The 19,209-nt window shown below is 78.5% G+C and carries 12 protein-coding genes; 6 read left to right on the top strand and 6 right to left on the bottom strand.

All coding sequences use genetic code 11. From position 1 onward, the window contains the following. The first annotated feature begins 1 nt into the window (after position 1). The gene (locus tag Q0848_RS17235) at positions 2 to 883 is read left to right on the top strand and encodes a hypothetical protein (RefSeq protein ID WP_299039764.1); all 882 of its coding nucleotides are present in this window, start codon (positions 2 to 4) and stop codon (positions 881 to 883) included. Between the two features lie 442 nt (positions 884 to 1,325). On the opposite strand, the gene Q0848_RS17230 is transcribed toward Q0848_RS17235, so the two are convergent. After that, positions 1,326 to 2,990: a DNA repair helicase XPB gene (locus Q0848_RS17230; RefSeq protein WP_299039762.1), complete on the bottom strand. Its 1,665-nt coding sequence runs from the start codon at positions 2,988 to 2,990 to the stop codon at positions 1,326 to 1,328. A 178-nt stretch (positions 2,991 to 3,168) separates the two neighbouring features. Here Q0848_RS17230 and Q0848_RS17225 point away from each other — a divergent pair, with 178 nt between their 5' ends. Continuing rightward, positions 3,169 to 4,386 (top strand): glycosyltransferase, encoded by a 1,218-nt coding sequence (locus tag Q0848_RS17225; protein WP_299039760.1) that lies wholly within the window; start codon positions 3,169 to 3,171, stop codon positions 4,384 to 4,386. Positions 4,387 to 4,467: 81 nt separating this feature from the next. Here the strand turns inward: Q0848_RS17225 and Q0848_RS17220 are convergent, their stop codons facing one another. The 3 genes from Q0848_RS17220 to Q0848_RS17210 form a co-directional block, all read right to left on the bottom strand. Beyond that, the gene (locus Q0848_RS17220; RefSeq protein WP_299039758.1) at positions 4,468 to 5,055 is read right to left on the bottom strand and encodes a hypothetical protein; all 588 of its coding nucleotides are present in this window, start codon (positions 5,053 to 5,055) and stop codon (positions 4,468 to 4,470) included. 56 nt (positions 5,056 to 5,111) lie between these two features. Continuing rightward, the gene (locus Q0848_RS17215; protein ID WP_299039756.1) at positions 5,112 to 7,583 is read right to left on the bottom strand and encodes a helicase-associated domain-containing protein; all 2,472 of its coding nucleotides are present in this window, start codon (positions 7,581 to 7,583) and stop codon (positions 5,112 to 5,114) included. A gap of 171 nt (positions 7,584 to 7,754) precedes the next feature. Further along, entirely contained in the window at positions 7,755 to 10,769 is a 3,015-nt protein-coding gene (locus Q0848_RS17210) for a S8 family serine peptidase (RefSeq protein ID WP_299039753.1), read from the bottom strand. A gap of 293 nt (positions 10,770 to 11,062) precedes the next feature. Here Q0848_RS17210 and Q0848_RS17205 point away from each other — a divergent pair, with 293 nt between their 5' ends. Then, entirely contained in the window at positions 11,063 to 11,746 is a 684-nt protein-coding gene (locus Q0848_RS17205) for an HAD family hydrolase (protein WP_299039751.1), read from the top strand. Positions 11,747 to 11,903: 157 nt separating this feature from the next. On the opposite strand, the gene Q0848_RS17200 is transcribed toward Q0848_RS17205, so the two are convergent. Continuing rightward, a complete protein-coding gene (locus tag Q0848_RS17200) occupies positions 11,904 to 12,716 on the bottom strand; it encodes an aspartate/glutamate racemase family protein (RefSeq protein ID WP_299039749.1) in 813 nt (270 codons plus the stop codon). Then, positions 12,713 to 14,068 carry a hypothetical protein gene (locus tag Q0848_RS17195; protein ID WP_299039747.1) on the bottom strand — a complete coding sequence of 452 codons (1,356 nt, stop codon included), beginning with the start codon at positions 14,066 to 14,068 and terminating at the stop codon, positions 12,713 to 12,715. The genes Q0848_RS17200 and Q0848_RS17195 overlap by 4 nt, the downstream gene beginning before the upstream one ends. Before the next feature lie 280 nt (positions 14,069 to 14,348). Here Q0848_RS17195 and Q0848_RS17190 point away from each other — a divergent pair, with 280 nt between their 5' ends. The 3 genes from Q0848_RS17190 to Q0848_RS17180 are packed head-to-tail and all read left to right on the top strand — an operon-like array spanning position 14,349 to position 19,165. Then, positions 14,349 to 14,729 (top strand): cold-shock protein, encoded by a 381-nt coding sequence (locus tag Q0848_RS17190; RefSeq protein WP_299039745.1) that lies wholly within the window; start codon positions 14,349 to 14,351, stop codon positions 14,727 to 14,729. 3 nt (positions 14,730 to 14,732) lie between these two features. Further along, positions 14,733 to 15,503, top strand: coding sequence for a DUF3027 domain-containing protein (locus Q0848_RS17185; RefSeq protein ID WP_299039744.1), 771 nt, complete (start codon positions 14,733 to 14,735; stop codon positions 15,501 to 15,503). A 14-nt stretch (positions 15,504 to 15,517) separates the two neighbouring features. Beyond that, complete coding sequence (locus Q0848_RS17180) at positions 15,518 to 19,165, top strand: hypothetical protein (RefSeq protein WP_299039743.1); 3,648 nt, start codon at positions 15,518 to 15,520, stop codon at positions 19,163 to 19,165. Positions 19,166 to 19,209 lie beyond the last annotated feature (44 nt).

The raw sequence follows: 19,209 nt of genomic DNA, 5'->3' as shown, positions 1-19,209 counted from the left end.
CATGCACGCACGCACCGTCCTGCTCCCGCTCTGCCTGACCGGCGCCCTGCTCACCGGCCTGTCCGCCCCCGCCGTCGCCGCACCGCCGCGCGCGGCGGTCGACACCGACCGCGACGGGATGCCCGACGCCTGGGAGGCGACCCACAAGTTCAACTCCAAGAAGGCCGCCGACGCCCGCGCCGACGCCGACGCCGATGGGCTCAACAACCTCGCCGAGCACAAGCTGCGCACCTCCCCCCGGGACGAGGACACCGACGACGACGGCCACGACGACGCCGACGAGCGCACCACCCGCACCAACCCCACCGACACCGACACCGACCGCGACCGGATCCCGGACGGTGACGAGGACCACAACCGCAACGGCGTCGCCAACGAGGACGAGGACGACGCCCGCGAGACCTGCGCCGGCGACGACGACGACCTCGACCGCGACCACGTCGCCGACGAGGACGAGAACGAGCTGAAGCTCGCCGCCAAGGACGCCGACGCCGACGACGACGGCCTCCTCGACGGCGAGGAGGACAGCGACCGCGACGGCGAGGTCAACGAGGACGAGGACGACGCCGCCGACGACCGCTGCGACGGCGACCGCGACCGCGACGGGCGCCCCGACGAGGACGAGGGCGACACCTTCGGCGTCATCGCCTCCTTCGACGCCGCCACCGGCGCCCTGGTGATCACCGGCACCACCCTGACCTTCCGCGTCACCACCGGCACCGAGATCGAGGTCGAGGTCGTCACCACCGACGACGAGGGCGAGCAGGAGACCGACGACCGCGAGGGCACCACCGCCGACCTGGTCGAGGGCGCCGAGGTCGTCGAGCTCGACGTCGAGCGCGGCGTGCTGGAGGAGAACACCCTCCGCAGCGCCGCGAGCTGAGCCGCAGCAGCGAGGTCCCACCCCGCCACGACGCCCGGCTCCGTCCCTGGACCGAGGACGGAGCCGGGCGTCGTCCCGGACCAGCACCTGCGCCGGCTCAGCGGGGGTGCCACCGGCCGACGCGGGCCCACGTCGGCTCACGGCCGAGCGCCGACGCCCCCGCCCGCCGACGACGCCGGGGGACGGCGTCGGCGCGCGCGGCGCGCCCCCGTCCGCACGCCCGGCTCGTCGAGCCCGATCTTCGCGAGCTCGGCGGGGGTCCAGCCGGCCGACAGCGCCGCGGCGTGGCTGGTGGCGTAGTCGGCCTCGGCGGAGTCGAGGGCGGCGCGACGCGCCTCCCGCTCCGCCGCCGCACGGGCCAGGGAGCGCCCGGCGGCGGCGCGGGGGTCGTCAGGGGCGGTCAGCTCGATCTCCCCGCTCTCGTGTCCGTGCTCGTGGTGGGTCAGGCGCCGTCGGGCTCCAGGGAGCCCGACAGGACGTCGTCGCCGTCCATGATCCGGTAGGCGTAGCCCTGCTCGGCGAGGAAGCGCTGCCGGTGGGCGGCGAAGTCCTGGTCGAGGGTGTCGCGCGAGACCACCGTGTAGAAGCGGGCGGTGCGCCCGTCGGCCTTGGGGCGCAGCAGGCGGCCGAGGCGCTGGGCCTCCTCCTGGCGCGAGCCGAAGGACCCGCTGACCTGGATGGCGACGCTGGCCTCGGGCAGGTCGATGGAGAAGTTGGCGACCTTGCTCACGACGAGGACGGAGATCTCGCCGGTCCGGAAGGCCTGGAAGAGCCGCTGGCGCTCGGCCACCGACGTCTCGCCCTTGATGACCGGCGCGTCGAGGCGCTCGCCGAGGTCGTCGAGCTGGTCGATGTACTGGCCGATGACGAGGACCTGCTCGCCCTTGCTGGCCTCCACGACGCGCTGGACGACGCGCGTCTTGGACTCCGTCGTCGCGCAGAGCCGGTAGCGCTCCTCCGGCTCGGCCGTCGCGTAGAGCAGGCGCTCGCTGTCGGGCAGCGTGACGCGCACCTCGACGCAGTCCGCCGGGGCGATGTAGCCCTGCGCCTCGATGTCCTTCCACGGCGCGTCGTAGCGCTTGGGGCCGATGAGGGAGAACACCTCGCCCTCGCGGCCGTCCTCGCGCACGAGCGTCGCCGTCAGGCCCAGGCGCCGGCGCGCCTGCAGGTCCGCCGTCATCCGGAAGATCGGCGCGGGGAGCAGGTGCACCTCGTCGTAGACGATCAGGCCCCAGTCGCGGGCGTCGAGCAGCTCCAGGTGCGGGTAGACGCCCTTCCGGCGCGTCGTGAGCACCTGGTAGGTCGCGATGGTGACCGGCCGGACCTCCTTGCGGGTGCCCGAGTACTCGCCGATCTCGTCCTCGGTGAGGGACGTGCGCTTGATCAGCTCGTCCTTCCACTGCCGCGCCGAGACCGTGTTCGTCACCAGGATCAGCGTGGTCGCCCGGGCCTTGGCCATGGCGCCCGCGCCGACGAGCGTCTTGCCGGCGCCGCAGGGCAGGACGACGACGCCGGAGCCGCCGTCCCAGAAGCCGTCGACGGCCTCGGCCTGGTACGGCCGCAGCTGCCAGCCGGCGGTGTCGAGGTCGATGGGGTGCGCCTCGCCGTCGACGTAGCCCGCGAGGTCCTCGGCGGGCCAGCCCAGCTTGAGCAGGACCTGCTTGAGGTTGCCGCGCTCGCTGGGGTGGACGGCGACGGTGCTGCCGTCGATGCGCTCGCCGACGAGGGGGGCGACCTTCTTGCTGCGCAGCACCTCCTCGAGCACCGGGACGTCCACCGCGTGGAGCACGAGGCCGTGGGTGGGAGAGTCCACGAGCTGCAGGCGCCCGTAGCGGTCCATCGTGTCGGCGACGTCGACGAGCAGCGCGTGCGGCACCGGGTAGCGCGAGTGCTCGAGCAGGACGTCGACGACCTGCTCGGCGTCGTGCCCGGCGGCGCGGGCGTTCCACAGGCCCAGGGGCGTGAGCCGGTAGGTGTGCACGTGCTCGGGCGCGCGCTCCAGCTCGGCGAACGGCGCGATGGCCTTGCGGCACGCCGGTGCGTCGGGGTGGTCGACCTCGAGCAGCAGGGTCTTGTCGCTCTGGACGATGAGGGGTCCGTCGCTCACGCGAGTCCTTCCGGGCTGGTGCAGCGGGCGCACGGCGCGCGGGGGCGCCCGTGCCGACCTCAGGCCCAACCACGAGCGCGGTCCGTGGCTTCCCGTGCCGCGGGCGGCGGCCGACGAGGAGGATCGCGTGCGTGCGCACCGCTCCGGTCGCACGTCGGCGCGGTCCGAGGAGGCCCACGTGCGCGTCCTGCTCCTCACCGCGGGCAGCCGCGGTGACGTCGTCCCCTTCCTGGCGCTCGCCCGCCGCGCCCGCGCCGAGGGGCACGAGGTCCGGCTCGCGGTCACCCGCGAGTTCGTCGCCGAGGCGCGCGCCGGCGGGGTGGAGGTCGCCGTCCTCGACGGCGACTTCGCCGAGCTCGTCCGCCGGCAGGGCGTCTCGCCGTGGGCGGCCCTGCGCTCCTACCGCAGCACGGTCGCGCCGATGCTGGCCGCGGTGCTGTCCTCGGCCGTCGACGCGGCCCTGGACTTCCGGCCCGACGTGCTCGTGCACCACCCGAAGGTGCTCTCGGCACCGCTCGCCGCCGCGCACCTCGGCGTCCCGCACGTCCTCGTCGAGATCGTGCCGACCCTCACGCCCACGCGCGAGTTCCCCGCCGCCGGCCTCGGCGGGCGGGACCTCGGACCCCTCAACCCCCTGACCCACCGGGTGGTCGGTGCGGCGTCGTCCGTGGCCGCCGGGGCGCTGCGCGACGTCCGCGCCCGGCTCGGGCTACCCGCCCGCGGCCCCCTGCCGCCGCCGGTGACGACGCTGGTGCCCGTCAGCCCGGTCCTGCTGCCGCAACCGCAGGACTGGCCGGCCACCACGGTGGTGACCGGCGCCTGGCACGAGCCCGCCCCCGCCGGGGCGACGCGGGCCGACGCCGAGCTCGACGACTTCCTCGCGCGGGGCGACGTCGTCTGCGCCGGGTTCGGGTCGATGGCCGCGGGGGACGCCGAGCACCGGGCGCAGGTCGTCCTGGACGCCGTCCGCGCCGCCGGCCGCCGCGCCCTGCTCGTGACGGGCTGGGGCGGGCTGCGCCTGCCGCCCGGCCGGACCGGCGAGGACGTCCTCGTCCGCGCCGAGGTCGTGCACGAGGCGGTGCTGCCCCGGTGCGTCGCCGCGGTCCACCACGCCGGCGCCGGCACCGCGCACGCGGCCGTCCGCGCGGGGGTGGCGTCCGTCCCCGTGCCCTTCCTGGCCGACCAGCCCTTCTGGGCCGCCCGCCTGCACCGCCAGGGCCTGGCCGCGCGGCCGGTGCCCGCCCGCCGCCTCACCGCGGAGCGCCTCGGCCGGGCCCTGGCCGCCGGCGCCGAGCCGGAGCGCCTGGCGGCCGCCGCCCGCGCGATGGCCGCCGAGGACGGGTGCGGGAGCGCGCTGGAGCTCATCACCCGGTCGGGCACCGCGCGCCGCGCCTGAGGGGAGCGCGCGCAGCACCTGGAGGGGGCGCCGCCGGTCGACTGTCGCCCCGGCTCGCCCGGGGACGGCGCGGCCGCCCGGCTAGAAGCCGCCGAAGCCCGTGCTGGCCAGCCCGCTGAGCCCTCCGAGCACGGCGATGCCCAGCACGAAGGCCAGGACCAGCAGGAGGAGGCTCGCCGCGATGATCGCCACGAACACGATCCAGCCGGTGCGGGTCAGCCGCTCGGCGCGCTCGCGGTCGGTGGCGGCGCTGGTGGCGGCCACGATCCCGAGGATGAGCGCCGGCACGCCGGCCAGGGTCGCGAACCCGGTGAACACGCCGAGCCCCGAGACGACCAGGAGCACCACGGTCGACGTCGGCAGGCCCGCGCTGCTCGTCGCGCCGCCGCCGTAGCGGTCCTCGTGCTGCGGCCGGTCCCCGCCGTAGCGGACCGGCGAGGCGCCGCCGTCGCGCGCGCCCGAGGTCCAGGGGTCCGAGGGGGCCCCCCACCCGCCGTCGCCGGCGGGGGCGTCGGCCCGAGCGCCGGTCCGGTCGTCGGCGGAGCCGGGCCAGGGGCTCTGCGCGGGGCCCGCGGCGCCCGGGCCGTACGGGTAGTCGCCCGTCGGGACGTCGCGGCTGGGCTCCCGCCAGCTGCGGTCCGGACGGTCCTGCGGCTCCGGGTGGCTCACGGCTGCCTCCTGCGTCGGTGCGGAAGCCCGACGCTACCCCCGCGGCGCCGATCCCCTCAGCCGGGCGCCGTGCCCGTCACGCGGTGGACGGACAGGACGCGGACCGCGCCGGTGGTGAGGTCGCGGACCGTGATGCGCCCGCCCTCGACGGACAGCGGCTGGGCGTGCACCCGGCTGGGGCCGCCCGTCGTGTCGACGACGCCCACCCACAGCGGCCGTCGGTCCGCGGCGGCGCGGCGGAGCTCCGAGAGCGAGACGGCCGGGTCCGCCGGCGGCACGAGCGGGGCGCCCGGCGGCGGGGGCGGCGCCGCGGCGACGGCCTCGTCCCCCGCGCGCAGGGCGGCGACGACGCTGCGCGCCGTGGCGTCGTCGGGCGCGGTCTGCGCGGGGGCGGGCCGCGGGAGGCGCCGCGGCGGGGTCCGCCGCACGGTCGGGCGGTCGAGCACGAGGGCGCCGTCGGAGGACTCGGCGGCGGGGGCCAGGCCGAGCGAGCGCAGGACGCGCAGCACCTCCGAGGCGTCGGCGCGCGAGACGAGGACGGTCGGGGCCAGGCGTCGCAGGCCGAGCGCCGCGGCGCGCCGCTCCGCGAGCAGCTCGGCCAGCGAGGCCTCGTCGTCGCTGCGCAGGTAGGCGCCGGCCGAGCCGACGCGCACGCGCCCGTGCCGGCGGGCGACGTCGCGCACGAGGTAGGTCAGCGGCTGCGGCACCGGCGTCGCCGAGATGCGGCTCAGGAAGTCGAGCACGTCGTCGGCCGTGCGCCCGGCGTCGAGCGCCCGGCGCACGGTGCCGCCGTCGAAGCGGTAGACGGTGGCCCCGCCGCGGGAGTCGACGTCGGCGGCCAGCGACAGCTCGAGCTCCAGGTCTCGCTCCAGGGGGCCGGGCGCGACGGCGGTCAGGTCGGCCTGCAGCAGCACCTCCGACACCGGGGTCGGCAGGGCCTCGTCGAGCACGGCGGCCGCGGCCGCGCGGCGCCGGGCCCCCTCGTCGTCCTCGCCGGGGGCCGTCCCGCCGTCCCCGAGCAGCGCGCGGCCGGCGGCCGACAGCGCGCCGGAGCCGACGACGCCGAGCCACGAGGCCTCCTCGACGAGCGCGCGGAGCAGCTCGGCGTCGCGCGCCGGGGCCCAGCGGGGCCGCTGCCAGGCCAGGCGGTCGGCGAGGTCGGGGGCCGAGGCGCCCTCGCCCTCGGGCACCTCCCCGAGCGCGCGCAGCAGCAGCGAGCGCACGACGGCGGCCTGCGGCCGGGCGACGGCGTCGGACAGGGCGGCGCGGGCGCTGCCGCGGTCGTCACGCCCCCCGACGAGGGAGGGCAGCCGCGGCATGGCCACCCACGCCGACGCCAGCGCCGCCCAGCGCTCGCCGGTGCTGCCGTCGGCCCAGGCGTCGTAGCGTGGCGTCGGGGCCCAGGCCGGGTCGGCCTCGCCGTCCTCGGCGACGAGGCCGGCGGCCGCGGCCAGCTCGACGACGAGCGCGGCCGTGCCGGCGTCGACCTCGAGCTCGGTCGCGGCGCGCGCGAGCTCGCGGACCCCGAGGCCGCCCGAGCGCAGCAGGGACGCGGGTCGCTGGCCCCAGGAGCGGCCCAGCGCGTCGACGAGCCGCACGGCCTCGCCCGCGGCGCCCCCGGCGAGGGCGTCCCGGCGGCCCGCGGGGACGGCGCGGGTGGGCAGCGGCGGCGGCTCGAGGGCCGCGGGCTCGCGCAGCACGCGCCCCTCGCGCAGCGCGAGCCCCACCTCGCGGGGGAGCACGACGCGGCTGTCGCCGACCGGCACGATCAGGCCGCGGGCCAGCAGCCAGTCGAGCGGGGCGACGTCCCCGCGCTCGGCGCCCGCGTCGACGTCGCGGCGCGCCCGGGAGACCTGGCCGAGCGGGCCCCCGGCGTCGAGGCGGGACAGCAGGTCGCCCGTGCCCGCTGGGGCGGCGTCGAGGAGCGCCGCGAGGGCCTCGGGGGAGGCGAGGCGGGCGGCCAGGGCGTCGACGCCCTCGACGGCCGGCACCTCGAGCAGGCGGCCCAGCACCTCCACCCGGGGGCGCACGGACGGCGCCTGGTCGAGGAGGTCGGCGACCGGCGGTCCCAGCCCGGCCGGGTGCGGGCCCAGCGCGTCGGCGAGCACGGAGACGGCCGTGTGCTCGCGGGCGGTGCCCCACAGCAGGGCCAGCTCGCGCAGCCGGGCCAGCACGGGGGCGGTGCGCGTCTGCGGCAGCCCGCACGCGGCGGCGACGGCGGCCGTGGTGGTCGAGCCGCCCCCGCCCCCCGCGGCGACGACGACCGCCGCGAGGACGTCGAGCTCGGCGCGGCTGCGCGCGTCGACGGCGCGCTGGACGCTGTGGCGGGTGCTGGCCCGCACCGACAGCGCCCCGGTGTCGGCGGGCACGGGCGTCGCGAGGTCGGGGCGCCCCTGCAGCAGCGCGACGAGCGCGTCCTCGCCCCGGCCCCGCAGGTCGTCGGCCAGGCTGCGCGGCGCGCGGCTGCGCCCGCCCGACGACCCGGACGACGGGGCGGACGAGCCGGGGGCGGCGGGCGGCGGAGGCATCCGCACCACGCTAGGCGAGGGAGCGGCACGGCGCGTGACGGGCCCGCACGTCGGGGCGGTCGGGCGCCGGGGCGCGCGGGGGCCGGACGGCCGACGGCCCGGCCCGAGCGGGTGCTCGGACCGGGCCGTCGTCTCGTGCGTCCCGGCCGTCGGCCGGGGGCAGTGCGGGGGTCAGTCGAGCGAGACGACCGTCTCGATCGAGGAGCCCGAGTACCGGACGACGCCCAGGTAGGCGGTGCCCTCCTGGAGCCCGTCCCAGCGCACCGTCAGCTCCCGCGGGAACGACGGGCGGTTGGTGAGCGGGTCGGGGGTGGCGGTGGCGTTGCCCTCGGAGCCCGCCACGACGAACGAGTCCAGCGTGTAGGCGCCGCCCGTCGGGGCCGTGGAGTAGCCGTGGACCAGCACCCGGTAGGTGCCCGGCGCCGGGTCGCGCAGCGTGAGCTGCTCGTCCTGGTCGCCCGTGGCGCTGCGCCCGACCTCGCGGCCGTTCGGGCCGAGGACGTACAGGTCGAGGTCGCTCGCGCCCTCGCCCGCCGTCAGGTCCATCCGGGCGACGCTGGTGCCCGCGGGCACCTCGACCGTGACCAGGTCCGTCGAGGGGTTGCCGGCGACGATGGGCGAGCCCGCCACGACGTCGCCGCGCTGGCGCGTCCCCGGCACGAAGCCGTCGACGGAGATGTCGACCGGCGCCGAGGTGCCGGGGGTGACGTCGAAGCTGACCGAGCCGTCGGCGACCGAGGCGGAGACCTCGGTCGGGGCGGCGACGTTGACGGGCTGGGCCACGATCGGGGAGCGGACCGAGAGGCCGCGGCCCTGCCAGGTCAGCGTGCCCTGGCCGAACCGGTCCAGCGGGGCCGAGGTGCGGGACACGCTGACCTTGAAGGTCTTGCTCTGCCCGGCGTTCGTGAAGTTGAGCACGCGGGGCGTCACCCGGACGTCGAAGCCCGGCATGTCCGCCTGCACCCGGTAGACGCCCGGGGTCGTGGCGGTGACGGTGCGCTCGACGGTCTGGCGACCGGCCAGCGCGCCGACGGCGATGGAGGCCTGGTTGAGGTTCGACGCGTCGTCGATCGGGTCGATCCCGTCGATCTCGAAGTCGACCTCCTCGGTGCGCTCGAGGAAGGACAGCCAGTCGTCGACGTCGGACTCGTAGACGAGGCCCGGCTCGAGGAAGCGGGTCGGGTCCACGTGGCCGGCTCCGCCGTTGAAGCGGTTCGTGTCGCCCGCGCCGGCCTCGTCCACCAGGTCGTAGGCCGTCGTCATCATGGCCGACTTGACGGCCATCGGGCTCCACTCCGGGCGCTCGCCGAGGATCAGCGCGCCGAGGCCGGCCACGTGCGGGCTCGACATCGAGGTGCCGGAGAGGAAGTTGAAGTCGCGCCCGCCGCTGGGGCCGGGGGCCACGGCGGCGAGGACGCTGACGCCGGGGGCGGAGATGTCGGGCTTGAGCAGGTCGCCGTTGTGGGCGGCGGCGGGCCCGCGGCTCGAGAAGCCGGCGATGACGGGGGCGGCCTGCGGCTCCTGGCCGGTCTGGTCGCCCTCGAGCAGCGCGATGGTCGGCTCCTCCGCCGAGGCCACGTACGCCTTGACGGCGGCACCGGCGACCTCGTCCACGTGCACGGTGGGCACGTAGTGGACGTCGGCGTCGACGCTGGAGGGGACCGTGTTGGCGAGCACCATGCCGACGCCGCCGGCCTGCTCCACCGCGAGGGACTTCTCGGTGCGGGCGATCGCGCCGCGGTCGCAGACGACGACGGTGCCCGCGACCTGCGCCGGGTCCAGCGTGCCCGGGTAGCACAGGGCCACCTCGGCCGGCGCCGCGCCGGCCAGGCCGACCTCGGTCGAGAGGACGGCGGGAGCGCCCTCGGGCAGCGGCGCCGTCACGGAGATGCCGCGGTACTGCTCGCCGTCACCGGTCTGCACGGTGCCGTAGAAGTAGTGGTGCGTGCTCGCGGCCACCGTGGTCAGCCACGGGCTGTTGTGCGCGACCGTCGAGGCGCCCGGGCCGGAGTTGCCCGCCGAGGCCGCCACGAAGACGCCCGCCGAGGCGGCCGACATGAAGGCCATCTCCACCGCGCCGATGGAGCTCGTCGTGGAGCCGGAGATCGAGAAGTTCAGGACGTCCACGCCGTCGAGCACGGCCTGGTCGATGGCCGCCACCGAGTCGGAGGTGTAGCAGCCGCCGGTCTCGGGGTCGACGTCGGAGTAGCAGACCTTGTAGGAGGCGACCTTCGCCCCCGGGGCCATGCCGGAGCCGGAGCCGAAGCTGCGGCCGTCGACGACCATCTCCACGCCGTCGTTGCCGGCGGCGGTGCCGGCGGTGTGCGTGCCGTGGCCGTCGCCGTCGCGCGGCGAGAGCGTCTCGAACTCCGCGTAGTCCTCCGGGGCGACGGTGCTGGAGAAGCCGTCGGCGAAGTAGCGCGCCGAGACGAGCTTGCTGTTGCACAGGTCGGCGGTGAACGTGTCGCCGACCTCGCACTCGCCCTCGAACACCTCGCCGTCGGCCTTGACGACGCCGATGTTCCCGCTGGCGGTGCGGAACGTGCTGCCCACGCCGCCGGGACGGGTGCCGGTGACCGGCTCCCCGGCGAAGGAGGGGTTCTCCGGGGTGATGCCCGAGTCGATGACGCCGACGACGACGCCCTCGCCGGTGGCGTCGGGCCCGCCGAGCTGCGCCCACACGCCGTCCTCGCCGGAGAGGCCGAGGAACTCGGGGCTGTCGATGGTGTCCACGTCCAGCGCCACGTCGCGCTCGACGCTGACGACGCCCCGCTGCAGGGACAGCGCGGAGGCCTGCTCGGCGGTGAGGTCGGCCGAGAAGCCGTTGACCGCGGCCGTGTACTGGTACTCGACGTCGGCGTCGACGACGTCCGCGACCTCGGCCTGCTCCTCCTCCAGGTACTGCTGGTACTCCTGCACCGCCGGGCTCTCGGCGTCCAGCTTCTCGCCCTCGGCGGGCTTGGTGGCCTCGAGGCCGGCCACGCCGCCGTCGTAGGTGGCCGCCGGCTCCTGCAGCAGCGTCACGACGTAGCGGCCGTCCTCGAACTGCAGGGCTGCCGTGTCGGGGGCGAGCGGTGCGGCGGTGGCCGGGCCGACGGCGCCGACGGTGGCGACGACCAGGCCGAGGCCGGTGAGCGTCGCCGCAGCGCGGCGGGAGCGCGCGCTCGGGGAGGGGCGTGGGTGCACGGAGGAGCCTCCTGGTGGGAGAGGACCGGCCGGGGCCGGCGAGGGGCAGCCGGCGCGCACGCCGGCACTGCGGGTGACGACCAGAACGCTCTGCATCACCCGCTCGGGGGTATGGGACCCCGGCTCCCGGCGTACGTCAAGGCTGCCGGCGAGGTCCGGGCCGTCACGCGTCGGGATCGGAGGTGACCGAGCGTCGCGCGACTCGACCCAGATCGTGGCTTTTGTCCACGTCTGTGCTCCCGCTGCTGGCCGGGCTCGTCCGGCGCCGTCGGGCCGCTCCGTACGCTGCCCCGGTGACGATCGACGCGGCCGCCCCCGTCCGGGACGGGGCGAGCGCCCCCGTCGTGGGCTTCGACCTCGACCAGACGCTCGTCGACTCGGGGCCCCGCATCAGCTCGTGCCTGCGCGCGGCGCTCGCCGAGGTCGGCCTGCCCTTCGACGAGGCCGTCGCGGAGGCCTCCCGCGGGCTGCCGCTGACCGGGACGCTGGCCGCGCTGCTGCCCGTCGGCGCCGACCCGGCGCTCGTCGAGGACGTGGCGGCGCGCTACCGCGCGCAGGACCGCCGACCGGACGGCGAGGGCGGCCACCCGCTGGTGGGGCCCATGCCGCACGCGCGGGCGACGCTGCAGGCCGTGGTCGACGCCGGCGGCCGCGTCGTCGTGGTGAGCGCCAAGCGGCAGGAGGCCGTGGGCCGCGTCCTCGCCTGGGCGGGGCTGGAGGACCTCGTCGCCGCCGTGGCGGGGGACCTGTTCGGCGTCGCCAAGGCGGGCGCGCTGCGCGCCGAGGGGGCGGGTGCCTACGTGGGCGACCACCCCGCGGACGTCGAGGCCGCCCGCGCGGCCGGTGCCACCGCCGTCGCCGTGGCGACCGGGGCGCACGGTCCTGAGCACCTCGCGGGCGCCGACGAGGTGCTGGCCGACCTCGGCGGCTTCCCCGCGTGGCTGGCCCGCTGGACCGCTGCGGTGCCCGCTCACTAGAGCCGGCTCACGGGGACCGGCTCACCAGAGGGCCGGCTCACCAGGGCTCCGGCTCACCAGGGCCCCGCCCGTCGGCGCCGGCCCCGCCGGGCACGTCGTCGGCATCTCGCCGTGAGGGGGCGTCCCGGGCGACAGGGTGCCGACGAGGTGCGGGGGGTCAGCGCTCGGTGACCCGGTCGGCGTCGACGTCCGCTGACCGGGTGGGGGCCGCCGCGGGGCTCGGCGCCCGGTGCTCCCGCAGGCGGTGGCCGGCCCGCGTGATGGTGCTGCGCGCCAGGGCGTCGAGGGAGTCGACGAAGCGCGGGTCGTCCAGCAGCCCGGCGGCCTCGGCCACGACGGAGAGCTCGGTGCAGCCGAGCAGCACCACCTCGGCGCCGTCGGCGAGCAGGCGCTCGGCCACGGCGAGCAGGCCCGCCAGGTCCACCGGCGCGCCGGCCTTCACGCCGTCGTAGATGACGCCGGTGACGACGGCCTGGCCCGCGGCGCCGGGGACGAGCGCGCGCACGCCGGCGCCCTCGAGCGCGCGCTGGTAGACGCCCGCGGCCACCGTGCCCTCGGTGGCCAGCACGCCCGCGGCGCGCAGGCCGGGGCGACGCGCCACGGCGGCCGCCGTCGTCTCGCCGACGATGCTGACCACCGGGATGCGCACCGCCTCGGCGATCTGCGCGGTGTAGTGGTGGGCGGTGTTGCAGGGCACGACGACGAAGCCCGCGCCCCAGCGCTCCAGGCGGCGGGCGTCCTCGGCCATGACGGGGCCGGGGTCCTCCTCGGACGCGCCGAGGATGTGGGCGGTCCGGTCGGGGATGCTCGCGTGCTGGAGGACCAGCAGGTCGACGTGGTCCTGGTCTCGGTCGGCCTCGGTCAGCCGGACGACGGTGTCGAGGAAGCTCACGGTCGCCAGCGGCCCGACGCCGCCCACGACGCCGACGAGGGGGTGCTCGGCGGCCCGCCCGGCCGCGTCGGCGCTCACGCGCCCGCCCGCCGGGTGAGGGCCTCGGCCTCCTCGCGGATCGCCCGCGCCCGCTCGAGCGGGTAGTGCCGGCGGAACTTGCGGTGCTGGTTCAGGTGCGCCGCCGCCACGTAGGCCAGCCGCCGCGGGTCGCTCTCGGGGCCGTAGCGCAGCGGGTCGAGCGCGCGGCCCGAGCGGACGAGGTGGCGCACGCGCGCCCGCAGGGCCGGGTCGGCGACGTAGCGCAGGAGCAGCCGCGGGGGCAGCACCGTGTAGAGGCGCTCCTCGTCGGGCTCGGCCGGCGCGCCCGGCGGCAGCGGGTCCAGCCCCTGGAGGTGCTCGCGCACGTACAGCTCGATCGGGTTCTGGCCGCCCGCGGTGACGTAGTAGTTGCTGCGGCCGAGGCGGGGGTTGAGCTCGAAGAACACCGCGCGCCCGTCGCGCGGGTCGACCTTGAGGTCGAAGTTGGCGTAGCCGGTCCAGCCCACGTGCTCGAGCAGCCGGGTGGCCTGCGCGGCGACCTCCGCGTCGCGGCCGGTGATGATGCCGGCGGGGTTGCCCAGCGCGCCGGGCGTGTGCTCCTCGAGCAGCACCCGGCCGAAGGCGGAGAAGCGCACCCGCCCGGTGCGGTCGCTGTAGCAGGTGAGGATCCGCATGCCGGAGTCGTCGCCCGGGACGAGGTCCTGCACGAGGAAGGCGCCCCGGTAGCCCGCGCGGGCCAGGACGTCGACGAGGTCGTCCAGCGCGGCGGCGTCCGCGACCGTGAAGACCTTCTGCTTGCCGGGGAAGGACACCTCGGCGTACGCCGTCGTGCTCGCGGCCTTGGCGATGACGGGGAAGGTCAGCGGCTCGCCGCCGCCGACCGTGCGGGCGACGTCGACCCCGGGGCCGCCGGTGGCCCGCGCGTCGCGCTGGACGTCGACGACGACGGTGCGCGGGGAGGGGATGCCCAGCTCGGCGCACACGGCGCCGAAGCCCTCCTTGTCGGTCATCCGGTCCAGCAGGTCGCGCCCGACGTAGGGCAGGACGAAGCGGTCCTCCAGCTGCGCGCGGTTCTCGACCAGCAGGCGGACGGCGCGGTCGGCGCTGCCCAGCAGCAGCAGCGGGGCGGACGAGCCCGTGGCCCGGTGGTCGTCGGCGACCCGGCGCAGCGCGGCGACGGCGACCGCGGGGTCGTCGACGCCCGGCACCACGACGTGCTCGACGATCTTCGAGCGGCGCACCGGCCCCGTGGCCACCGAGGAGACGACGACCGTGCGCACCCCGTACGCCTCGTGCGCGGCGCGGGCCAGGCTGTAGGCGCCGATGTCCCCGCCGAGGACCACCGGCTGGACCGGCGGCTGCGACGGGGCGGGCGGTGACGGGCGGCGCATGCGGTGGCTCCGGGGCTCGTGGGCCGCGCTCGCGGGGCGGTGCGGCCAGGTCGGGTCGGGTCGGCGCCGGCCGCGGGGGCGGCGGGCGCGCCCGCGACGCTAGCCCGTCGGGCGGCCCGGCCCGGCCCGCCGCGCGGCGCGCCGCGGCCCGGGGCGGTTAGCCTGGCGGGTGCACGCCGGAGCGGGCCCGCCCGGGGTCGCCGGCCCTCCGCGCCGCGGGGGGCGCAGGCGCCCTCCGCGGGGAGCCGCCCGGCCCAGGACGACGCGAGGACGGACGAGGGTGCCGACAGGCAGGGTCAAGTGGTTCGACGCCGAGCGCGGGTTCGGCTTCATCGCCTCCGAGGAGGGCGAGGAGGTCTTCCTGCACGCCTCGGCGCTGCCCGCGGGCAGCACGGTCGCGCCCGGCGCGAAGGTCGAGTTCGGCGTCGCGGACGGGCGCCGCGGGAAGCAGGCGCTCTCGGTCCGCGTCGTGGCGGCGCCGGCGTCCGTCGTGGCCGGCACGCGCAAGGGCGCCGAGGACATGGCGGTCATCGTCGAGGACCTCATCCGGCTGCTCGACGACGTCTCCAACCAGCTGCACCGCGGGCGCTACCCCGACCGCTCCGCGGGGCGCAAGGTGGCCACCGTCCTGCGTCGCGTCGCCGACGACCTGGAGGGCTGAGGCGTGCCCCCCCGCCGCCGCACCCCGGCCTCCGACGCCGTGCTCGCCGGTGCCGTCGACCTGGCCCGGGAGGCCGCGGAGCAGGTCGCCGGCCTGGGCCCCCGCGGTGAGGGCCTCGTCGGCGACCACCTGGGCGTCCGCGTCGAGGGCGACCGCCTGCTGACGCACGACTTCGCCTGCACCGCAGCCGGCTACCACGGCTGGCGGTGGGCCGTGACGGTCGCGCGCGCGCCCCGCGCCCGCGTCGTCACCGTCTGCGAGGCCGAGCTCGTGGCGGGCGACGACGCCGTCCTCGCCCCGACCTGGCTGCCCTGGGCCGAGCGGATCCAGCCGGGCGACGTCGGTCCCACGGACGTGCTGCCCCGGCTCGAGGACGACGACCGCCTCGTCGCCGGCTTCGCCGCCACCGGCGAGGAGGACGTCGACGCCGTCGCGGTGCACGAGCTGGGCCTCGGGCGCCGACGGGTGCTCTCGCGCGACGGCCGGGCCGAGGCCGCCCGGCGCTGGTACGACGGCGACCACGGCCCCGGGGCCGAGAGCGCCCGCGTCTCGGCCGCCGGCTGCGGCAGCTGCGGCTTCTTCCTGCCCCTGCCGGGCGCGATGCGCCAGGTCTTCGGCGTCTGCGCGAACGGCTGGTCGCCGTCGGACGGCACGGTCGTCAGCGTCGACCACGGGTGCGGCGCCCACAGCGAGACCGACGTCGAGGTCCGCCGCGAGCAGGTGCCCGCGCCGGTCGTCGACGACCAGGTGCTCGACGTCCTCCCCGTCGCCTGACCGGCGGGACGGCCGTGGCGCCCGGCCCCGTCGGCGCCGACCCGTTCGGCTGCGAGGCCCTCGCGGGCCGCGCGCTCGCCGCCTGGGCGGCGGCTCCCGACCGGCTGCGCGAGGACGCCAACGCCGAGGAGGAGCTGGCGCGCGGGGGCTACCGCGACCGCGTGCTCGTCGAGCTGGCCCAGAACGCCGCGGACGCCGCCGTCCGCGGGCGCGAGGCCGGCCGGGGGCGGCTGCTGCTGCGGCTGCTCCCCGCCGCGCCGTCGTCCCCGCCCGTCCTGCTGGCCGCCAGCTCCGGTGCCCCGCTCGACGCGGCGGGCGTGCGGGCGCTCTCGGGCCTGCGGGCCTCGACCAAGCGACCCCAGCCCGCGGGCGCCCCGGGCGGGGCGCACCTCCCTCCGGAGGGCGTCGTCGGGCGCTTCGGGGTCGGGTTCACGGCCGTGCTCGGCGTCAGCGACGCGCCGGCGCTGCTCACCGCGGCCGGGGGCGTCGCCTTCGACCGGGCCCGGGCTGCCGCGCTCCTGCACGAGGCGGCGGAGGAGGCGGGCGGGGAGCTGGCCGCGGAGGTCGGCCGCCGCGGCGCCTCGCTGCCGGTGCTGCGCACCCCCTTCGCCGTGGGGCCGCAGGACGTGCCGGGTGGCGCGGAGGCCGTCGCGCTGCTGGACGCCGGGTGGTCGACCGTCGTCGCGCTGCCGCTGCGCGAGGCGGCCGTGGACGGGGTCGTGCGCCTGCTCGACGCCGTCGACGACCCGCTGCTGCTGGCGCTGCCGGCGCTCGGGGAGGTGGTGCTCGAGCGGTCCGGCGCCCCGGCGCGGGTGCTGCGCGACGTCGCCGAGCGCTGGGTCGTGGTGCGCCGCACGGGGACGCACGCACCGGCGGTGCTCGCCGGTCGGCCCGCGGAGGAGCAGGCGGACCCGCGGTGGTCGCTCGCGTGGGCCCTGCCGCGACGGCTGGCGCCGCTCGACCCGCTGGCCGCGGCCCTCGGGTCGGCGCCGGTCGCCGCGGCGGGGGAGGGCGTGCTGCTGGCCCCCACGCCCACCGACGAGCCGCTGCCGTGGCCGGCCGTCCTGGTGGCCGGGCTGCCGCTGGAGCCGACGCGCCGCCACGTCGAGCCCGGTCCGGCCGCGGCCGCCGTGCTGCGCGAGGCCGGGGCGGCGTACGCGGACCTCCTCGGGCTCGTCGCGGCGGAGCGGACCGCCGGCGACGACGAGGACGAGGGCCTCCCCGACCCGCTGGACCTCGTGCCCGTGGGCCCGTCGGCCGGCTGGGTGGACACCGCCCTGCGACGGGTGCTCGACGAGGTCCTGCCGGACGTCCCGCTGCTGGTCCCCGCGGCCGGCGGTGCGGGACGGCTGCTGCCCGGCGCGCGCGCCCTGGCGCTCGAGGACGGCGGCACCCCGCCGGACGCCGACGCGCTCGCGGCGCTCGCCGCCGCCGAGCCCGCGCTCGTCGCGGCGCCCCGGCGGCACCGGGCGGCGCTGGAGGTGCTCGGCGTCGGACGCCTGGCGCTGGCCGACCTCGTCGACGGCTGGCCGCTGCCCGCCCCGGGGGAGGACCTCGGCGGGGTCCCGTCGCCGGGCGCGGCGGAGGCGGACGATGTCGCGACCTGGCACGACGCGACCGAGGACGACGCCACCTGGGGCGACGCGACCTGGGGCGACGCGACGGGGGACGACCAGGACGGTGCGGCGGGGGAGCCGGGGGCGGGGCTCGCGCGGTGGCGGGCGCTCGCGGCCGCGCTCGCCCCCCTGGCCCTCGACCAGCGGGCGCGCGAGGCGCTGGCCGGGCTGCCCGTGCCGCTGGCGGGCGGGCGCTGGGTGCGCGGCTGCCGCGGGGCGCTGCTCGCCGGGCCCGCCGCGGTCGACGTCGTCGGCGGCACCGGTGCGGCGGACAGGGCGGTGGCAGCGCTCCTGGCCGAGCACGGGCTGCGGCTGATCGACCCGCGGGCCGGCGCCGACCCGGCGGCGGCCGCCCTGCTCGAGCGCCTCGGCGCGGTGCCGGCGGGGCCCGCGGCGCTGCTGGACGACCCGGCGACCGCGGGCGCCGTCCGCGCGGTCGCCGAGGCCCTCGCCGAAGACGACCTCGACGACCTCGTCGAGGGCCTCGGCGCCGGGAGCCCGGCGAACCGGGCGGAGCCGGCGGACCCGGACGACGTCGTCGACGCGCTGGCGGCCGCGGTGCTCGGCTGGGTCACGGCCGACGGCGCGGACGAGCTCCCCGCCGGGCCGGCGCCGGTGGGCGTCGTGCCCGGGGCCCGGGCGTGGCTGCTCGACCTGCCCCTGCGGGACGACGGCGACGAGCTGGCCCCCGCGGCCTCGCTCGTCCTGCCCGGCTCGCCGGCCGCGGCGTTCTTCGACCCCGACGAGGTGGCGCCCCTCGCCGCCGACCTCCTCGAGCGCTGGTCGGCGAGCGCCCTCGTGGCGGTGGGGGTCACGGGGTCGGCGGGCGTCCTCCTCTGGGACGAGGTGGACCTGGACGACCCGCCCGAGGAGCTCGTCGACGCGGCGCCGGGCTGGCTCGACGCCGCGGAGGAGGTCGCGCAGGGCGCCGGAGGGTGGGTCGCCGACGAGGTGGCGCTGGTGCGCGACCTGGACCTCGTCGCGCCCGAGGAGGACGACGACGACGGCACGGGAGGCGCGTCGGGTGTCGTCGCCGTGCTGGCCGCCGCGCTCGAGGGCCCCCGCGCCGCCGCCGTCCTGCGCCCGCGCCTGCGGCTGCGCGGGCCAGGAGGGGAGACGGCGGTGGTGGCGTCCCCGACCGCCGTGGTCCTGGCGGAGGTGCTGCGCCCCGGCACCCCTGATGACCGGGGGGCCGCCTGCGCCGACCCGGACGCCCCGCCCGCCCTGCGGGCGCTGCTGCCCGCGCCGCCGCCCGGGGGAGCGGCCCTGCCGCCCGGGTGGCGGGCCGCCACCGGCGTCGTGGCGGGCTGGGAGGACCTGGACGCCGGGGCCTGGGCCGCGGTGCTCGACCCGCCGTCGGTGCCCGGCGGTCCCGCCGGCACCGCCGCGCTGCTCGGGGCGTGGCGGGCCCTGGCGGAGCGCGTCGCGGACGCCGGTGCGGCCGGGCCCGTCGTGCTGGACGTGCCCGAGCGCCTCGCGTGCCTGGCCGCGGACGGCACCGCGGTGCGCCGGGAGGAGCCTCGCGTCGTCGACGACCCGTTCGCGGCGGCGCACCCGGCGTGCGGGCCGGCGCTCCTCGTCCCGCGCGGCACCGGCGAGCTCGTGGCCGAGCTGCTCGACCTGCCGCTGGCGGCCGACGACCTGCCGGGCCGCGTCGAGAGCACCGGACGCGCGGTGGCGCTCCCGGACGCCGTCCGCGCGCTCCTGGGCCTGGCCGGCGACCCCGCCGCGGAGGAGGTGCGCCTCGTGCTCCACGACGCGCTCGTCGTCGACGGCGAGCGCGTCGAGGCCTGGGTCGCGTCGGCGGTGTCCGACCGCGAGCCCGCCACGGCCTCCGCGGTCGACGCCCGCGGCGCCGGGCGGGCGCTGGCCTGGGCGGCCGGCGCCTGGTCCGCGCGCTCGGCCCTGACCGACCTGCTCCTCGCCGCGGGGCTGCCCGCGCCCGCCGGTCCCGCTCCCGCCTGGGCGCTGCTGGTCGACGTCGCCCTGGACGCGCCCTCGCCCGTCGAGGTGGAGGTCCGCGTCACCCAGCGGCCCGGGTCCTGACGCAGACCTCCCTCTCGACCGTCGTCGGCCCGACGTGCGGCCCC

This window comes from uncultured Pseudokineococcus sp. (assembly GCF_947495735.1).
Classification (GTDB): Bacteria; Actinomycetota; Actinomycetes; order Actinomycetales; family Quadrisphaeraceae; genus Pseudokineococcus.
The sequence above is the reverse complement of the archived record's forward strand: the minus strand, read 5'-3'. Positions and strand labels throughout refer to the sequence as shown.

Bases quoted from the DNA above. Each gene is read 5' to 3' on its own strand.
- Q0848_RS17235 (WP_299039764.1), top strand. From the start codon at position 2: ATGCACGCACGCACCGTCCTGCTCCCGCTCTGCCTGACCGGCGCCCTG.
- Q0848_RS17195 (WP_299039747.1), bottom strand. From the start codon at position 14,068: ATGCGCCGCCCGTCACCGCCCGCCCCGTCGCAGCCGCCGGTCCAGCCG.
- Q0848_RS17215 (WP_299039756.1), bottom strand. From the start codon at position 7,583: ATGCCTCCGCCGCCCGCCGCCCCCGGCTCGTCCGCCCCGTCGTCCGGG.